Annotated in this window: 11 protein-coding genes and 1 pseudogene; 3 read left to right on the top strand and 9 right to left on the bottom strand. The window is 61.2% G+C overall.

The annotated features are described in order from the left end of the window. Positions 1-241: 241 nt before the first annotated feature. The gene (locus tag ASD04_RS18435) at positions 242-505 is read right to left on the bottom strand and encodes a DUF2285 domain-containing protein (protein WP_056260180.1); all 264 of its coding nucleotides are present in this window, start codon (positions 503-505) and stop codon (positions 242-244) included. A 152-nt stretch (positions 506-657) separates the two neighbouring features. On the opposite strand from ASD04_RS18435, the gene ASD04_RS18430 reads away from it, so the two are divergent. Further along, on the top strand, positions 658-879 hold the full coding sequence (locus ASD04_RS18430) for a helix-turn-helix transcriptional regulator (RefSeq protein ID WP_056260178.1): 222 nt from the start codon (positions 658-660) through the stop codon (positions 877-879). A 110-nt stretch (positions 880-989) separates the two neighbouring features. Here the strand turns inward: ASD04_RS18430 and ASD04_RS18425 are convergent, their stop codons facing one another. From ASD04_RS18425 to ASD04_RS18400, 6 genes and pseudogenes are all read right to left on the bottom strand, one after another. After that, positions 990-1,316, bottom strand: a complete 327-nt coding sequence (locus ASD04_RS18425) for a DUF736 domain-containing protein (protein ID WP_056260176.1) — start codon at positions 1,314-1,316, stop codon at positions 990-992. Between the two features lie 572 nt (positions 1,317-1,888). Next, positions 1,889-2,449, bottom strand: coding sequence for a hypothetical protein (locus ASD04_RS18420; RefSeq protein ID WP_348271033.1), 561 nt, complete (start codon positions 2,447-2,449; stop codon positions 1,889-1,891). A 28-nt stretch (positions 2,450-2,477) separates the two neighbouring features. Further along, positions 2,478-3,410, bottom strand: coding sequence for a DUF2493 domain-containing protein (locus tag ASD04_RS18415; RefSeq protein WP_056260174.1), 933 nt, complete (start codon positions 3,408-3,410; stop codon positions 2,478-2,480). Positions 3,411-3,726: 316 nt separating this feature from the next. Further along, a complete protein-coding gene (locus ASD04_RS18410) occupies positions 3,727-4,764 on the bottom strand; it encodes a toprim domain-containing protein (RefSeq protein WP_056260172.1) in 1,038 nt (345 codons plus the stop codon). Between the two features lie 62 nt (positions 4,765-4,826). Continuing rightward, on the bottom strand, positions 4,827-6,932 hold the full coding sequence (locus ASD04_RS18405; protein ID WP_056260170.1) for a ParB/RepB/Spo0J family partition protein: 2,106 nt from the start codon (positions 6,930-6,932) through the stop codon (positions 4,827-4,829). Between the two features lie 164 nt (positions 6,933-7,096). Beyond that, positions 7,097-8,292: pseudogene (locus tag ASD04_RS18400) on the bottom strand (DUF932 domain-containing protein). A gap of 432 nt (positions 8,293-8,724) precedes the next feature. Here ASD04_RS18400 and ASD04_RS18395 point away from each other — a divergent pair. Next, complete coding sequence (locus ASD04_RS18395) at positions 8,725-9,378, top strand: hypothetical protein (protein ID WP_056260168.1); 654 nt, start codon at positions 8,725-8,727, stop codon at positions 9,376-9,378. Further along, the gene (locus ASD04_RS18390; RefSeq protein WP_056260166.1) at positions 9,378-10,457 is read left to right on the top strand and encodes an ImmA/IrrE family metallo-endopeptidase; all 1,080 of its coding nucleotides are present in this window, start codon (positions 9,378-9,380) and stop codon (positions 10,455-10,457) included. The genes ASD04_RS18395 and ASD04_RS18390 overlap by 1 nt, the downstream gene beginning before the upstream one ends. 70 nt (positions 10,458-10,527) lie before the next feature. Here ASD04_RS18390 and ASD04_RS18385 read toward each other — a convergent pair whose 3' ends face one another. Further along, a complete protein-coding gene (locus tag ASD04_RS18385) occupies positions 10,528-13,320 on the bottom strand; it encodes a DEAD/DEAH box helicase family protein (RefSeq protein WP_056260164.1) in 2,793 nt (930 codons plus the stop codon). Between the two features lie 4 nt (positions 13,321-13,324). Beyond that, positions 13,325-16,570, bottom strand: a complete 3,246-nt coding sequence (locus ASD04_RS18380; RefSeq protein WP_056260163.1) for a site-specific DNA-methyltransferase — start codon at positions 16,568-16,570, stop codon at positions 13,325-13,327. Positions 16,571-16,681: the final 111 nt, after the last annotated feature.

Raw genomic sequence — 16,681 nt, 5'->3', positions numbered from 1 at the left:
ACTGTCGGCATGCTCCCAATCCGCCTGGTATTCGGGGTTGCGCCTGAGCCATTCCCAGGCGAGATCGGGAGAGTCGAGGGCGTCCAGATAGTCGTAAGCCTCCGAGGACCGCCAGCGGGAGGTGTCGGGCGTCATCTTTGTTTCCTCGTGCCGCAACGTGGGGTGACAACGTCCCCAAGAATCAACCGGCTGGGAAGACCTTGCGGAGACGCCAGGCGATGCTTCTGGCGCATTGCCCGTGCTAGCGGCGACCTTCGTGGAGGAGGTGGCGATAGCCGTGTTCGGCCATCCAGCGGGCGCGGGCAAGATGGCTGTCGTGAACACGCCGGGCCCGTTCGGGGTCGGTGCTGGGGTCGATTTCAAAAATCACCGCGACGGCTTCGCGCCAATCTGCGCCATCGGTCGCCGCGTCGAGCACGCGCATGTAGAGCTTCATATGCTCATGATCGTAGTCTGACAGCTCTCGGCTGTCCGGCGGAGCGTCTAGAAAATCCGATGGCGCCATCTTCGTATCCCCTAACAGCGGACATATATCGACAGGTCAGGGCCTTGTTAATCTCGAACGTGCCGATGAGAGCCGGACAAATATCACATGTTCGAACGAATCGGAACGATCGTTCCTAGAACGATCGTTCCGACATTGGTTCGGATGCCGTCATGGACCTCAAGGAGGTCATGGCGGTCAATCTGCGTCGGCTGCGCCATGACAAGCAAATGACGCAGGAAGATCTGGCGGAGCGCTCGGGCCTAAGTGCGCGCTATATCGGCGCGATCGAGCGCGCCGACGTAGCTGCCAGCGTGACGGTGTTGGGACAGATTGCCGAAGCGCTTGACGTTGAACCGGGGGAGCTTTTGGTGAAGCAAGTCCCAGAGGTTTGAATCTCGTCGCAGCAACGGGACGCGACCGCCCTCCGTCACCATCGCGATAAGGACATGCAGAGAGGCGAAGGCCCCGCCCGGACCAGCCGGGCGGAGCGCTTGCGGTTGCTTCAGTCGCCGTTGCGGCGGGTTGGGCGGGACCAGATCAGGCTGTAGCCCTCGCCTTCCTCATCGTCGAAGAGGTTGGCGTAGATCGGGGCGGTGAGGCTCGGGTCGTCGAGCTTGAGGCCCAGGTAGGCGCGGCCCTCGTTGGACTGCTTGGCCCAGGCGGCGCCGATCTCGATGCGGCCGACGAAGACGCGGTGGCTGGGGGCGTTCTCGCCGGTGGCGCGGGTGTCCACAGCAATGCGGACGTTCTTGGCTTGGAGGGAAAGGGTGACGATCTCGCCGGTGAATTCGTTGGTGCCGGACTTCTTGAAGGTGCCGATGGTGGCCATGGTAGTTCTCCTTGGTTTCTGGTTCGAGCCCGCACCATTGCGGCCTCGATGGCGATCGGTAAGCCGAAGGCGATCGACGGCGCACCCCGCAGGGGTCCACAGCAAGGAGGACTATCTTGTCTCGCGAGGAACCCGGCCTTGGCCGGGAGGGGAAGATAGTTTTGACGGCGCTGTTGCGCCTTAGGCGATCGAGGCGAAGCCGGTCTTCGGACAGATCAAGCCAAGAGAGAGGCCGTATTGGAGCGGGCTTGCACCCGCTTGAAACCGGGAAGAACGTGGCCATCGCGCACGCTGCACGGCCGGCTGACAGGCTAAGATGACAACCCGCTTCTCAACCGAGGGATCCGACGGTTGCGCGCTCCGATACCCCAGGGAAGAGGTCAACACCCCTGTCATTCGTCTCCGCCCAATATTGAGATCAGCTCTGACGCGGGGCAGGGCACAACGCCGGACACTCGCTCTTCCCGGCACGCTCCACACCGCGGTTCCTCGCCGCCGTCTTCTTGCCAACCACTACGAGGAAGGGGACTTGTGGTGTCCTGCCTCTGGTCCGCTCGGCCAGTGTTTGCAGGTTAGGACGCCCGCGCGATGCCCTGCTCGGCGGGTCCGGGCGGGACCATCAAAGTCAGGCGCATGAACGCCGTGATGCCGACGGCGATGGCGCCCGCCATAGCAAAGACCACCTGCCAGGTTTCGGACGGCATGGTCAGCTTCACGATGCCGAAGGTGGCGTGGTAGCCGGCGACAACCGCGGGTGCCACGAACACGAGCAGGATGAGCAGCTTCAGCCAGGCGGGCCGAACGAACAGGAGCAGGAGCTGGAACAGGCCGAAGGTCACGGCCGCAGCAAAAGCGCCGACAATGACTCCACCGAGTATGCCGGCCCCGGTGCCATGGGCCCAAAGGCCGAGGGTAACGCCGGCGAAGAACGGCAACGCAAATACTGCAAGCGTGAAGAGCAACCAGCACAGGACGGCGATGGCGCCTAGCGATGCGACAATAGCGAGAATGATCATGGTGATGGTCTCCGTGACAATGTCGGACGGTTGCGCCTCCACCACCACCACGGCGCGGGTGCTAGAATAGCGCAAGTCGTGGGCGCAAGGAATCGTGATTTCGGCGCAGTGGTTCACCGGAGCCTCAATGGCGTCGGACGGCGCCCTAGGCGCCGCTCCGATTGCGGAAATCGTAGGCATTGATGCCGAGCTTCCTGGCCTTGTCGGCGAAGTTGTCCTGGATGCCCGTGCCCGGAAACACGATGACCCCGATGGGTAGCAGGTCCAGCATGGCGTCGTTTCGCTTGAAGGGTGCGGACCGGCCGTGCTTGTCCCAGTTCGGGGCGAAGCCGACCTGAGGAACCTTGCGGCTGTCGGCCCATTTGGCCGCGATCAATTCGGCACCTTTGGGCGACTTCCCGTGGATCAGCACCATGTCACTGTGCTTGGCGTGGACCTTGTCGAGTGCGTCCCAGATCAGGTTGTGATCGTTGAAGTCCAGCCCACCCGTCAGGGCGATCTTCGGACCGGCGGGCAACATTACCTCGGTGTCGGCCTTGCGCCGGGCGGCGAGGAAATCGCGGCTATCGATCATCGCGGCGGTGAGATGGCGGTGGTTGACCATTGATCCGGTGCGCGGGCGCCATGCTGATCCGGTGTGCTGCTCGTAGTGTTCGGCGGACTGGTCGCGCATCAGCTCGAAAGCGTCGCGCCGCTCGATCATGGTCTGGCCCTGGGCGGTGAGGTTTTCGAGTTCCACCGCCTTGATCTCGCTGCCGTCCTGTTCCCGCTGCAGACGGCGCTGGGCCTGCTCATTGTCATCCAGTTGCCGCTCGATCCGCAGCACGGCGCGGTGGAAGACATTGGTGACGGACCAGAGCAGATCATCGAGGTCGGGTTCGAGGCGCGTGTCGCCCAGGGTGGCAATGAGGGCGTCGAAGATGTCAGCCACTGCGCCGGCAACGTGGACGCCCTCGGGAAGTGGCCGCGGATCGGGTTCGTCGGCATAGGGGCGCCAGCCATAGAGCTGAAGTTCGGTCAGGACGTGCTCGGTTGGAGATGCGGCGTGGTGCGGCTCGGTATCGTTATGCTCGCTCATGGGATGCTCCCGTCATTTGGACCGCGACCCTCGCGGCCTTCGTGGCGACGAAAGCCCACGGGCGGGACGGCTCGACACCCGGAGCGAAGCAGAGGGTCGGAGCGGAAGCGGAGGATGGCAGAGGCCGACCATTTTGCCTCGCGATGGAAAGGCGGCGCGGCCGCCGCCGGAAAATAGTCGGACGTCGCCATTGTCTGGCCGGCGCGTTTGTGGGCCCGATCGCCCTCTCGAAGACAGGGTCGCGGCTCTCTCGGAGGGGTCACGCCACCTGTGCGGATGCAGACGACACCGAACGGCCCTCACCACCACTTCCGGCTCAGGCCGCCAGCTTCAGATAGCGGACGCGATCCCGTCGAAGAAGTTGATCCGCGATCGATGTGCGAAGCGGTTCCAGGCCGAGATAGTGGAGATCCTCGTTGAAGTCCTCCATCCTCGGCGACAGGACAATTGCCTCGATCCCGGCCTCTATCGCCCGCTCGAACAGCCTGTCACGCGCACCGTCACCAGCCGGATCGTTGTCGTGGATGATATAGAGCCGTCGTAATGTCGGTGGGAACAGAATGGCGGCGAGATGGGCGGCGGATAGGGCTGCCGCCATCGCCATACCGGGCAGGGCACATCGTAGCGAGAGCGTGGTCTCGATACCTTCTCCAGCCGCCATGACGCTGCAGGGGACACCGAAACGGACGGCGTTGCCCAACAGATCGCCCATGGCCCGTCGCGGAGTGTCTATGGGCGCCTTTCCCGTGCCGTCCTGCGCGAGCCAGGTGCGGTGCACTCCGGTCAATCGGCCTCCTAGATCAGTGACTGCGGCGATCAATGCCGGCCAGGTTTCGGTCGGTCCAAGATCGTCGGGTCGATAGTAGCAACGCGGGTGGAAGCGCAGTGCTCCGGTTCCGTGCAAACTCGTAATGCCGCGTCCGCGCAGATAAGTTTCCACGACGGTTCCGTTGATCGGCTGCGACATGCGGAAAAGCCGACGCCCCGCCCCAATCGACCCGGCTGGGGCGCGTGTTCTGAGATGGACCGGAGTAGGGGAGCGCACTTCTATATGCGGCGCGCCAAGGAAGGCTCGGGCCTCTTTCGCGACATCTCCAAATGCGATGAGGCCAAGCGCCTCGCGCACGACATCGAGTAGATCGCCATGCTCGCCAGTTGCAGCGTCGGTCCAGCGGCCTGCTGAGCCCTTTGCGGTATCCTTGAGCCGGACGAACATGGAGCGACCGGGCGTGTTGCGCACATCGCCGACCATCCAATAATTGCCCTGGCGCCGACCGTTGGAGAGATAGTGCCGACACACTGCCTCTGCTCGATCCGCGAGACGGCGTGCCAGGTCATGCGGCGGTTCTGCCATGTTGGTCTCCTGCAAAGGAAAAGGCCCGCCGTTGCCGGCGGGCCAGTTGGGGTCATGGGAGGCTATTCGGCCGCGATGGTCATTGCCGCCACGGCCGTATCGTCATCATCGGTGACGCCGTCATCTTCGGCCACGGCCGTTTCTCCCTCTGCGCCCGCCGTTTCTTCGACAGCAGGGGCGGAATCGACGGCGACCTCGGCGGCCGTCTGACCCGGCCTGCGGAGCGGGTCGGGCAGCCAGCCGGTATCGACCAGCAGCGTCTCGGCTTCTGTCGCCATCTCGCCCTTCTTGAGGTGGGCGATGCGGTCGGCGGCACGCTGGCCCTTTGCCTCGCCAACCGCCTGCAGGATGCGAGCCTTGGTCACCCGGCCAAGGAAGGTATCGACGGTGGGCTTCCAGCGCGGGGCCATGTCGAGGTCGACGGCATCGGCCAGCTGATCGGCATGGACGAGGGCCCGTGGGCGCCGGTTCCAGGCCTCATGGACCGCGTTGACCGACAGGCTGACGACATGGGCGAAGAGCGCCCCACGGCTGTCGCTGTCCCAGTCACCCAGCGCGTCCCAAAGGTCAGCCGAGTCTTTTGGCAGCGCCTTGGCCCAGCTTTCGTGGCGTGCGCGGATCGCCTCGGCAGAGAGACTGTCGTTGAGGCCCGGCGCCTGAGCCCCGAAGCTGACAGTCTTTAGGTCCAGTTCGAGGCAGCTATCCGAGCCGTAGTGATAGAAGACCTTGAGCGTCAAAGCGTGCAGCGCCGCGCGGAAGGCAACATCGGGATGTTCGCCCAGGGCGTGCCGAAGTCCGAGTGTCCGATGCGCCGTCAACTCCGTCATCAGCCGGTCCGAGATGGGCGAAAGACCTTCGTCCTCCTCGGAATCGGTGGTGGCATCACCAGCGGGAACATCGACGCCTGAGACGTGGTCCTCGCCCGCCGACGCTTCTCCGCCAGTGGCTTCGCCATCCGACGCCTCGGCCTCCGGCTCGACCGACGCTTCATCCTCGGGCCGGACATAGCCCCGATCGACGCGCAGGCAACCGTTCCCGGCGATGCTGATGAAGGCGCCGGCGCGGGCGATTTCTTCGGCATCGAAGGACAGCGGCCGTTCCACGAAAGCCTCGAGCGCGGTCTCAAGCTCGCCGAGCCGCTCGTCGACCGCGTCCGGAAGCTCGTCAGCGCTTTCGTGCTGCTCCTCCAGACGGTCGAACTCGGCCTTGAGGGCGTCGCGGGTAGCTTCCTCCTCGGCGGTGAGTGGCACGGGTTCACCGCGCAACTGGCGGAGACCATATGTATGGCCATAGGCGAAGTCGGGCGCCACCTCGGTCCATTTCCAGCCTTCGGCGGCGATGGCCTTGGATTCGGCCGTCAGCTTGTCGGCCAGCATCTGGTCGACTAGGGCGACATCCCGCAGCCACCCGCCATCGTCACCCTCGAACAGGTCACGCAGCACGGTGCCGCCGGCTTCGACATAGGCGTCGACGCCGATGAACTGCGCCCGCTTGTCGGAGGCGCGAACGGCGCCTTCGGTCAGCATGCGCCGGATGGCATAGGCCGACTTGTCGTAGGACGCCCCGAGGCGTTCGAACACCTGCTCTTGGCGGGCGTGGTCGCCCGAGACGGTGAAGGCCTCAAGTTGGGCGAGCGTCATGCCGTCTTCGGCATAGATATCGAGCAGCACCGGAGACACGGATGCGAGCTTCAGGCGCTGCTTGACCACATTGACCGAGATGAAGAACGTCGCGGCGATTTCCTCCTCGGCCTGCCCCTTCTCCCGCAGCGTGAGGAAGGCCCGGAACTGATCGAGCGGATGCAGCGGCGCGCGCTGAACGTTCTCGGCCAGCGAGTCTTCCTCGGCGATGCCACCCTCGCGGACAACGCAGGGGACTGGCGCGGTCCTGGCCAGGCGCTTCTGCTTGACGAGCAGCTCCAGCGCTCGGAAACGCCTGCCGCCGGCTGGCACCTCGAACATGCTGGTCTCCTTGCCACTTTCATCAATGACAGGGCGGACGGTGAGGCCCTGAAGGATGCCGCGGCGGGCAATGTCCTCGGCCAGTTCTTCAACCGAGACCCCGGCCTTGATGCGCCGGACGTTCGACTGGCTCAGCACGAGCTGGTTGAAAGGAATGTCGCGCGATGGCGACAGGACGATGGTGGGCTTCTTCTTTGCAGTAGCCATGGGATTTACTCCGCGACGGGCGGCCGAGAGCCTCTCTCTCGACCTCCAACCCGTCACAAAGATGGGCGCCGCCCTCTCACTCTGAGGACGGCGCCGCGCACCCGGCCATCCGGAAAGGCACAGAGCCGGCGACACGGAAATCCGTATCGCCGACTTTGCGGAACTCAGGCTGCCCGATCGAGCAGCTTCTTGGCCTTGGCCTCAAGGTCCGGCCGCGCGTCCTGATGCGGTTTGTTGCGGGCCACGGCGGTGATGCCCTGGACGAAGTCGAAAACGCTTTCGGGCTTGTGACCCTCTTCGGTCAGCACGATGTCGATGATCTTCGCCGTCTCAGTCTTGGAAAATCCGCGCTTGCGCAGGAAGTCCGTCCGATCGTCATCGGTGCGGGCGACGATCTTCTCCCGCGCCGCTCGGATGCCGTTGACGAAGGGCAGGGGTGAGGAATTGGCGAAGCGGGTCAGGGCCGGCGCTACCTGGTGCGCGAAGCGCGAGGCAGCGTATTTGAATGCCGGATAGTAATCTCCTCGAAGTCCTCGACGCCCCAGAGATTGCGGTTCTGGCACACAGCGCGCAGATAGAAGCTTGCGATGCCGAGCGTCTTCGCGCCGACCTCGGAATTCCAGCAATAGAAGCCGCGGAAATAGAGGTCGGGCGAACCGTCCGGCAGCCGACCGGCCTCAATGGGATTGAGATCGTCGACCAGGAAGAGGAAGACGTCCCGATCAGAGGCGTACAGCGTGGTGGTGTCTGACGTGATGTCGACACGCGGATTGTACATGCCGGTCGACCAGTCGAGCACGCCTGGGATCTTCCAACGTGTGTCGCCGGTGCCATTGCCGGCGATCTTCTGCACAGCGGCAACCAGTTCATGGTCATAGATGCGGCCATAGTCTGGACCGGTGACGGCACGCAGCTCGACGCGCCCATTCTCGCTTTCGAGCGTCTTTACTTGTTCGGCACGGTGCGAGCTGAGGCCATATTGCAGGTTGATGCCGGCGAGCGGTGCCGGAAGTTGGCGCAGGTATGTGGCCGGCGCGCCGACGATGCTCGCGAGTTGGCCAAAACTCCAATGTGTCGGCGCGACGGGCCTGTCGGCACTAGGCAGAACAAGGGTTAGCCGCTCTGCATCGTCGCGGCTTGCCTCCACCCGGATCGCGGCGCTCTCCACGGTACGGGTTCGGCTGCGTTCGGCCCGGCTTTGTACGGACGCCATGAGGTCCGATAGGGACAGGTAGCGCTCGTCAGCCGGGCGGTTGAACCACTCCGACGACACGCGGCCGACCCGCTGGCCTCGGCTGGCATCCACCTTGTAGCCACTGCGTCCGTTGTGGCCTGCATCGATCGTCACTGCATTGGTCATGGGATTTCTCCATGACGGGCGCCTGGAGCCTCTCTCCCTGACTTCAACCCGTCATAGCCCCCAAACCGCCCTCTCACTCTCGCCACGGGGCAGACCGACACGGAGGAGCGTCGGCGCGGGCAGGGCTCTCACCGCGTCAGGGATCGAAGCCCACAGGGTGAAGACGCGCGCAGCGGGGCTTCGGCGAGAGCCGAGAGCCGGGCCCGAAGGGCGACGCCCACCTCGAATCGGATCCGTTTCGGGATAAGCTGACGCATGTGCAACGCCTGCGAACAGCAGGTGAAGTGGGTCGCGTACGTCAAGATGATGAAGGCGTTGGAGTTGAACAGTCCGACGCAGCAGACCGAGTGTAGTACCGGTGTGAGGAAGCGGGGTGGACTTCATTTTTGTTACCTGCTAGAAGGTTAAAAAAATGAAGTTGAGCGGTGTGCCATGACGATGTCGGCGACTATTGTCCATCAGCATCCATTCGACGCGAAGCGCCGACTGGCTGAGTTGAACGTCTCGGTGGAGGCCGTGACGAGAGCGGTCCTAGCCGGCCACACGGCCAGGCTCAACTGTACGGATAATGATCCACCGTTCATTCCGGGCACCGAGGCCTGGCGGTTTGTGGTGCGTACCCTGCGTGACGAGTTGTTGCCTCTGGGGTGGCGCAAGGATGATCCAAGCAACTACTCACTGGTGATCAATGATTCTACACAAATTAACATCGTCGTTGCCAGTGCAGATGGTCTGACTTGTTCCCCGTTTGGGTCACCGAGGACTAAGTCCCTAAAGGGACTTTTCACGGAAGCGGCTGTTCTCAAAAACAACCTCGAAACAGACATGTTCCCAGAGACCATCGAGGCGGAACTCCGTAAGGCGGCCACGATATTGAGCTACCCCACCTGGATGTTATTAATTCATATCGATGATGAGGACTGCCGTGCGGAGCTTTCGCTGCCATCGGCCTATGATGAACGCAACATAACTGACTGGGCAGAGCGCATCTTCATTCCCTTGCCCGGAGTGGATGGTGGGGTGCCGGTCGAAGAGCCGATGGAAAACGCGGATATCGATGTGCCGGTGAAGCGCAAGGCGGCATAATGTTTAATCGATCACGGCTTACCGTGGCTCGTCAGCGTGCCGGGCTGACGATGAAGGAGCTCGCTGCAAAGACAGGTATCGAGCCACGTACGGTCACGGGCTATGAAGCTGGCGAGTATCTTCCCAGCGATGATGTCGCCAAGAAGCTTGCTCGCACCTTGGGGTTTCCGCTTTCCTTTTTTCTGTCTGACGACGTGGATATTCCGCGGGCCGAAGGTGTCAGCTTCCGATCGATGAGCAAAATGACGGCGCGCCAGCGAGACGGGGCGATCGCCGCAGGGGCAATCGCGTTCTTGATGTCTGATTGGTTGGACAGCGAGTTTGATCTGCCCGCCTCCGTTGTACCCGATATGCGAGAGGATACCCCTCAAAGCGCTGCGGCTGGCCTTCGCGATTTTTGGGGCATTGGCAACCGGCCCATCAAGAACATGGTTCATCTTCTGGAGTTGAAGGGTGTTCGCGTCTTTTCCTTAGGCGAGGATGGAAAGGAGGTTGACGCCTTTTCAGTCTGGCGCGGACAGAGACCTTACGCATTTCTCAATTCGCAAAAGTCTGCCGAGCGAAGCCGTTTCGACGCTGCTCATGAGTTGGGGCATCTCGTCCTGCATAAGCACGCGGCGCCAAATGGTCTTGAGGCCGAAAAGCAAGCAAACGAGTTCGCCGCCGCCTTCCTTATGCCAGAAGCTCCTCTACGGGCGGTTGGCCGCATCACCGGCCTGCCGAAAGTTGTCGAACTTAAGCGAGCGTGGTCGGTTTCGGTGGCGGCAATGACCTATCGGCTTCATGAGCTGGGTTTGGTGTCGAAATGGACCTATCAGCAGTTGTTTATGGAGATTTCTCGGCGGGGTTGGCGAACGGATGAACCAACGCCGATGCGCCGTGAGCAGTCGCAGGTGTGGAAGAAGGTCCTTGACGATCTCCGTCAGAACGGCGCCGGTCTGGAGCGAATTTCGGCTATCCTGTCAGTTCCTGAATCAGAAGCTGTGAAACTTCTTTTCGGCCTTGTGACTGTGGGCGTGCCATCAACGCCAAATGCTTTGACAACTCCCCGAAGGGGAAATTTGCGTCTGGTGAAATGAGGCGGTCATCTCAGTAGGGCAGCCATCGTCGTGGCGGCTGTTCGGCGATGCGGCAGGGGCACCGCGTGCGTTAAGCAACCGTGACAGAATTGGCGTGCTTAGAGACAATGTCCTGCAGCTCGCCGGGCTTGAAGGCGACGTCCCAGGCCCATTGGCCAAAACCGCCGGCCCCATTGACTGCCGCCACCCATTCGCCCAGTGCGTCGCGCTTGGCCTTGTTCTGCGGGCTATCCGTTCCTTTGATTTCGAGCGCGAGCATCTTGCCGCTCGACAGTCGTACAAGGAAATCCGGCACGTATCGGCGACGCGAACCGGCCCACATGTACTGAATCTGGAAGCCCAGATGATCGTTTTTGGCATAGGCTACGACATCGTCACGGCTCTCGAAGACATTCGCCGCGTGACCTTCCCATGAGGAATCGCCAACGAGGTGGCTGATGTGCGACTTGATCGCCGGAAAACACGGTTTGGTCGTGTACCAGGTGCGCATTTGACCGGTAGCCCCTATTGGGTTTTCTTCATCGAAGACCGGCGTGAGGCGCTCCGTATTGTGCTCGCTGACGTAGCGCATGACATGTTGAACAATGAGATCGATGTTCAATGCGATGAGGATCCGTCGACGAAGAGGGTCGGAATGGAAGAGCGACGGAATATCCAGCAACTTTGACTTCAGGAAGTGCTCGACTATGCGAACCAATTGCGCGGCAAGATACTCTTCCGTTCCCGAGAAGCTGTGGCGCAGTTCAGCAAAGCCCTTGCGGGCGGCCTGAAAGATCAATCTCTGCAGCCGGAAGCCATCCGGAAGGCGTTCGAGATCGATCGCGGTGACCATGCCCATGTCCGTTGCACCACCCAGGGCGGGCGCCAGTTCGGCGCTGATGGGGGTCGAGGCTGGGTCAAGCACCAAGGCTGGTACCTCGTCCCATGCGATGGCTAACTGAGGCTTCACCACCGTTTCGATGCGCAACACGTTGGGCCACTTTGTTTCCAAGTGTGCCCTTTCAGGGATGACTTCAATCTGAGTGGTTGGCCTGGGAGGCGGAGGCGCGTCCCCACTTTCTCCCGTCTCGGAAATGGACAGCGGAACCCCAAAGACGTTCACATACTCCGGCAGGAATAGACCATTCTCATCGGTGTCGTAGGAAACCCTGCGCAGCCCACGGCCGACGACCTGCTCACACAGCAACTGCGAGGTGAACGCGCGTAAACCCATGATGTGGGTTACGTTCTTGGCATCCCAGCCCTCGGACAACATTGCGACGGAGATGACGTTCTGCAGGTCTTGGCCCGCTGCCCCGCGCTTGCCGACATTATCCACGATCTCCCGAAGCAGCGCTTCCTTCTTCATGTCGAGAAGCTGCTGCTTTCGGGTCTCCGGTAGGTTCGTCGCCTCGATGATGCTCTTCAGCCTGGCCTCATAGTCCTTGTCGGATGTGGCGGCTTCGCCGATCTCCGCCTTCTCAAGCACTTTTGAATCAACGCGCAACGTCTTGTTCGGGGCGTGCAGCTCGGGCCAATGCGAGTCGCCCTTGTTGAAATAGTGCTCGACCCGCGCGGCCGTCTCGGTGCGGTTGCAGACCGTCAGCATCACCGGCGGGGTATGATGCCCGGCATCTCGCCACTGCCTCTGCGTCTCGCGCCAGTCGGCGCCGAGAAGCGTATAGGCGTCCTGCACCAGTTTCGGCAGCGCCTCGTGCGGCTCGGCCTTGGCCCTGTTCAGATCCTCGGACACCGATGGATCTCGGTAGATGTGATAGAGTTTTGACCGCAGCGTCCGGGCGTCTGGCAGGGCATCGTCCCGAACCACGACGCGCGGCGTCTTGACCAGCCCGGCCTCGATCGCATCGTTTAGCCCGAAATCGGAGATGATCCAGTCGAACAGCGCCGTATCCGTGCTCTTTTTGCCGGTCGGGGCAAAGGGCGTGGCCGAAAGGTCGAAGCAGCGCTGAATGCGCCGTGTTTTGTGGATACGGTCTAGCCCGTCGATCCAGCGCGTCGCCTCGTCGAGATCGATCCCCTGTTCAGCCGCCTGCTTCTTGCTGATCTTCACCTCGGGCGGTTTGCGGTAGGCATGATGTGCCTCGTCGTTGATGACGGTGATATCCTTGTGCGCGGCCAGCTTGCCCAGAACGCGGCGTGTGAACGCCTCGTCCGACTCCCGGCCCTTCTTCACCACGGACCGCTCCTGTTCCTTAAGCGGCATCAGTGTGTGCCAGTTTTCAATCAACACTTCGGCCTGGTTCAGTTTCTGCCTCAGGGCCTCCGAGGGGCAGAGATTGAACTCATCGTAGTAGCTGCCTTCGCTGGGCAGCAGCACTTGCAGGCGTTCTTTCACTGTTAGGCCGGGCGCCACGATGAACACGGCGCGGCTGAAATCCTTGTTCCGCTTCGGGTAGGTCAGCGCGTTCAGCACCTGCCAGGTGATGATCATCGCCATCACCGTTGTCTTGCCGGCACCCGTCGCCATCTTGTTGCAGAGCCGTTCCCAGGTCCCGCCGTCGCCGGGGATCGAGATACCCTGTCTGAAGGCCTCGGTCCCTTCGACCCACCAGATCAGGGTCTCGATCGCCTCGAGTTGGCAGAAGTAGAACGGATGCTGCCGCGCGTCGCGGTCATGCCAATGTTCCAGCAGCTTGCGGGTGACAATTGTTACGCCGGGCCAACCAGCCTCGCGCCAAGCATCGACGCGTGTCCGAATCGTATTTACGAGACCCAGCACCTCGGTGCGCTTTGTGTTGTTGCGGGCGTCGAAGACTTCGTAGCTCGCCGGGCGACGCTCTGGCTTGATCTCGAGCTTGCCGCCCTTGCCTTCGACCCAATGCTGGGCCGGGCAGACGAACGGTGTATTGATGATGAGGGACATGGGCTCAGTCCTCAAGCGGCATGATCTTGAGGGATTCGATCCCCCGATCATCAACGATTTTCACCGCAATCCGCCGGTTGTCACCTGCCGGGAAGGGCAGCGACACCGTTCCGTGGAACTGCTCCAACAAGTTATCGTCGAGTTCGGAGCGCACCGTTGCCCTCAGTCGGTTCCAACCACCCTTGGCGTCAGCCATTGGGAAGAAAACCTGGTGTGGCATGAGTGATCGCTGGTCATAATCGACGTCAAGCGACCACATAGCGATCTGTTTCTTGCCGCCGGACACGAGGTCGCCGACCTTGGGATCGAAATAGTCGAAGCCATTGACCTCGACCTCCCACATCCCGTCGTCAAGTTTTCGCAGCTCTACATCGGGCTGGCCCATCAGCCAGAAGGATTGGTTGGATGACCGCGCCTTTTTTAGATCTTCGGTTAAAAGGTCGGTGTTCATCTGGGCCTTGAGTAGGGTCACACCAGGCCAGTTCACCTCATCTATGTCTTTGGCCGCCTCTGGATCGAAGGCAAAAGCACAGAACAGGATGTACTTTGGCGCCGGACGCAAAGTTTCTGCTTCAGAGAGAGCTAGTTCGACCTGGCGCTGTTCCAGAGCCGCATGCTCTGGGCCAAAGCTAACGACGACCCGTTCGCCCGTCTCGGCCAGTGAGCCGCTCCCATGTATGAATTTCAGGCCCGGCAGGGTCTCGAATTCCGCGAAAGTGAGCATTGCGCCGCCCTTGCCGCGGACGCCGGTCTTCAAGAGCTCATCGCGCCAAAGGGATTGGCGCGAGGTCTCTCCCGACCGGGCAACACTGTCGTCCGCCTCGGCGAGGGGGAGGCTATCGTCGAGTGACAGGACCGTTGCCGCCGGTACCGCCTCTACCGAGAACGGACCGGTAATCCGCAGGCGATTCTTATCAATGCGAGGCTTGTCGTAGAGCGTTTCCGGCTCGGCATGGTCGGCGATGGATTGGTCTATGCGGCGCTGCTTGGTTTGACGGGCAGTGTGGAAGGCATCGAAGTCCGCGCGCGCGGTTTGGGGCCACGTCTCGGGCCAGTCGAACGGCACTTCCCATTCTTGCAAAGCGCCGCCGTTGCGGAAACTGACGACTTGGCCCTTGCGCACACCTTGGCTGGGCTTGAAGGATGCCACGGGCGCGTTTGTCAGAGCAGAGTTCAGGGATACCAACGACGCTTGAATCTTTGGGTGAACCTCGTCGTAGATCGAGTCGATGTCTGGGTTGTTGGCAATGCTCTTCAGGGTGATGTGCGGCACTGTTTCGTAGTCGAAGCCGCCCTTCAGACCCTCATGCGGGTAACGCAGCGCGTAATAGTCGAAACTCGCGGTCATCAGCCGTTGCTTAGCCAATGTAATGGCGACGCGGGAGGTGTCGCACGTGACCCAGCGGCGCCCCCATTTCTCGGCAACGAAGGCAGTGGTACCCGAGCCGCAGGTCGGGTCGAGCACTAGGTCGCCGGGATCGGTGGTCATAAGGAGGCAGCGTTCGAGGACTTTTGTGTTGGTCTGAACGACGTAGTCCTTGCTTGCGGTAAACGCTCCAGTTTGCGTATCCCCCCAGACATTGGAAAGACCGACAAACGGAAAGTCGTCTATGAACCGAACATAGTTGACTGAATCGGGTGTGGGCGCAGCCAAACGCCATGCGCGATCCAGCCTTACGATGCCGGTTGGGTTACTCTTCCAGAAGCCTTTTCCAGGTCTGAACTCCATTCCTTGATGAGCAATGGGAAATTCAGCTGCTTCCGACCCGCTTTGCGATTTTAAGTTGTCGTGCCGATATACCCTTGCGCCCTGGGGCAACGCCTCGGGATTGGACTTCTCAGCCTTTGACATTGGTCGCCGGAAGAAGCCTGGGAGCTCACATCGGGTGTACCGACCGCCAACATCATCTTCGATCCCTCGGGATGAAAAAAGGTCGTGAGATTTGGTCTTGGCCTTTTCGCGCCCATACCACAGCAAATAGTCAAAGCTTTTGCCAATGAAGTCACCGCCCAAACTGGACGTCGTGCGGAAGGCAATCTCAGATATGAAGTTCGCTCCGCCAAAAATCTCGTCCAGGATTTCGCGGACATGATGCACATTGTCGTCGGAAATCTGTACGAACACCGACCCGCTCTCGTGGAGCAAGTCTCTCGCCAGCATCAAACGATCGCGCAAATAGGTGAGGTAGGAGTGGATGCCCAGCTCCCAAGTGTCCCGGAACGCCTTAATCATTTCGGGTTCCTGGGTCAGGTCCGCATCTGACCGATCCTTGACGTCGCGCTTGTTTGTAAATGGCTGGAAGTTCGACCCATACTTGATGCCATAGGGCGGGTCGATGTAGATCATCTGCACCTTTCCCGCCATGCTCTCCTTGGTCAGGAGCGAGTTCATCACCAGCAGGCTGTCGCCCGCCACCAAGCGATTCGACCAGCCTTTCTCATGGCTGTAGAAATCGAGTGCTTGCCGCAGCGGAAGGTTCTCGAATGGCGCAGCGAAGAGGTCCGGCTGCCGCCATTGCGTGCCCGCGTCCTTGCCCTTCAGCCGTTTGGCCGCGTTGGCCAGGATCGTCGCGGGGTCGACCCGCTCATGGACATGAAGGGAGACAGTGTCTATTTCGAGAGACGTCCGCTCAGCTTTGCCCGTCCAGTTGAGATACGGCTGCTGAAGCCGCTTGAGCTCGGTCAGAGCGTCCTTCATGCGCTGCGGGTCTTCACTGGATAGCGCGTCGTCGATCAGCTTTTCGATCCCTCTGCGAGCGCTGTCGAAGTTTAGTACGGGGTCCAGATGCGGGTCATATGCCCACGCAGTCTTGTCGCCGTCAGGGTCCGTCCCAGCATGGACCATCCCGACCTCTGGATTGTTTACCCGCATCTCGCGATGTCGGTAGCTGAGCACCTGGATTGGTTCTCCAGACCTACGAGCGCTCTTTTTCGTGGATTTCGTCTTTTGCGTTGATATGGATTCCACGGTGGGGATCAGCTCGAACCCGTCCTCGTCGCCATCCAAATCTTCCGCACCATCCTCATTTTCATCCAACGCCTGTTCGACGATCCGGAATATTGATCCACCGCGCCCGCGCCCTCGGCCGAGGATACCTTCGTCTAGTAGAAGATCGCGCGCGCCGACATAGTCATTCTCCGACAAGCTCGGCATGTGCTCGCGCAGCAGGGCCAACATTGCACCATTGCCGATGGATGACCCGTCTTCGGGTGTCAACGTCAGGATCAGGTCGGCCAGGCTGTCGGACATGCGCGACTCATCAGGATTGGCGGAAACAGCTTGTTTTTCATGACCCTATCGCGCGAGTCTTGTGTTTGCACGCTCGAATATCCCGTCATACTCAGCTGCGCTGAACCAAGC

Source organism: Devosia sp. Root436, assembly GCF_001426345.1.
GTDB lineage: Bacteria > Pseudomonadota > Alphaproteobacteria > Rhizobiales > Devosiaceae > Devosia.
This window is presented reverse-complemented; position numbering and strand designations above follow the sequence as displayed.

What these genes read in the sequence shown, in the direction of transcription:
- ASD04_RS18430 (WP_056260178.1), top strand. Translation starts at nt 658, where the DNA reads ATGGACCTCAAGGAGGTCATGGCGGTCAATCTGCGTCGGCTGCGCCAT.
- ASD04_RS18395 (WP_056260168.1), top strand. Translation starts at nt 8,725, where the DNA reads ATGACGATGTCGGCGACTATTGTCCATCAGCATCCATTCGACGCGAAG.
- ASD04_RS18415 (WP_056260174.1), bottom strand. Translation starts at nt 3,410, where the DNA reads ATGAGCGAGCATAACGATACCGAGCCGCACCACGCCGCATCTCCAACC.
- ASD04_RS18435 (WP_056260180.1), bottom strand. Translation starts at nt 505, where the DNA reads ATGGCGCCATCGGATTTTCTAGACGCTCCGCCGGACAGCCGAGAGCTG.
- ASD04_RS18390 (WP_056260166.1), top strand. Translation starts at nt 9,378, where the DNA reads ATGTTTAATCGATCACGGCTTACCGTGGCTCGTCAGCGTGCCGGGCTG.
- ASD04_RS18380 (WP_056260163.1), bottom strand. Translation starts at nt 16,570, where the DNA reads ATGTCCGACAGCCTGGCCGACCTGATCCTGACGTTGACACCCGAAGAC.
- ASD04_RS18410 (WP_056260172.1), bottom strand. Translation starts at nt 4,764, where the DNA reads ATGGCAGAACCGCCGCATGACCTGGCACGCCGTCTCGCGGATCGAGCA.
- ASD04_RS18405 (WP_056260170.1), bottom strand. Translation starts at nt 6,932, where the DNA reads ATGGCTACTGCAAAGAAGAAGCCCACCATCGTCCTGTCGCCATCGCGC.
- ASD04_RS18425 (WP_056260176.1), bottom strand. Translation starts at nt 1,316, where the DNA reads ATGGCCACCATCGGCACCTTCAAGAAGTCCGGCACCAACGAATTCACC.
- ASD04_RS18385 (WP_056260164.1), bottom strand. Translation starts at nt 13,320, where the DNA reads ATGTCCCTCATCATCAATACACCGTTCGTCTGCCCGGCCCAGCATTGG.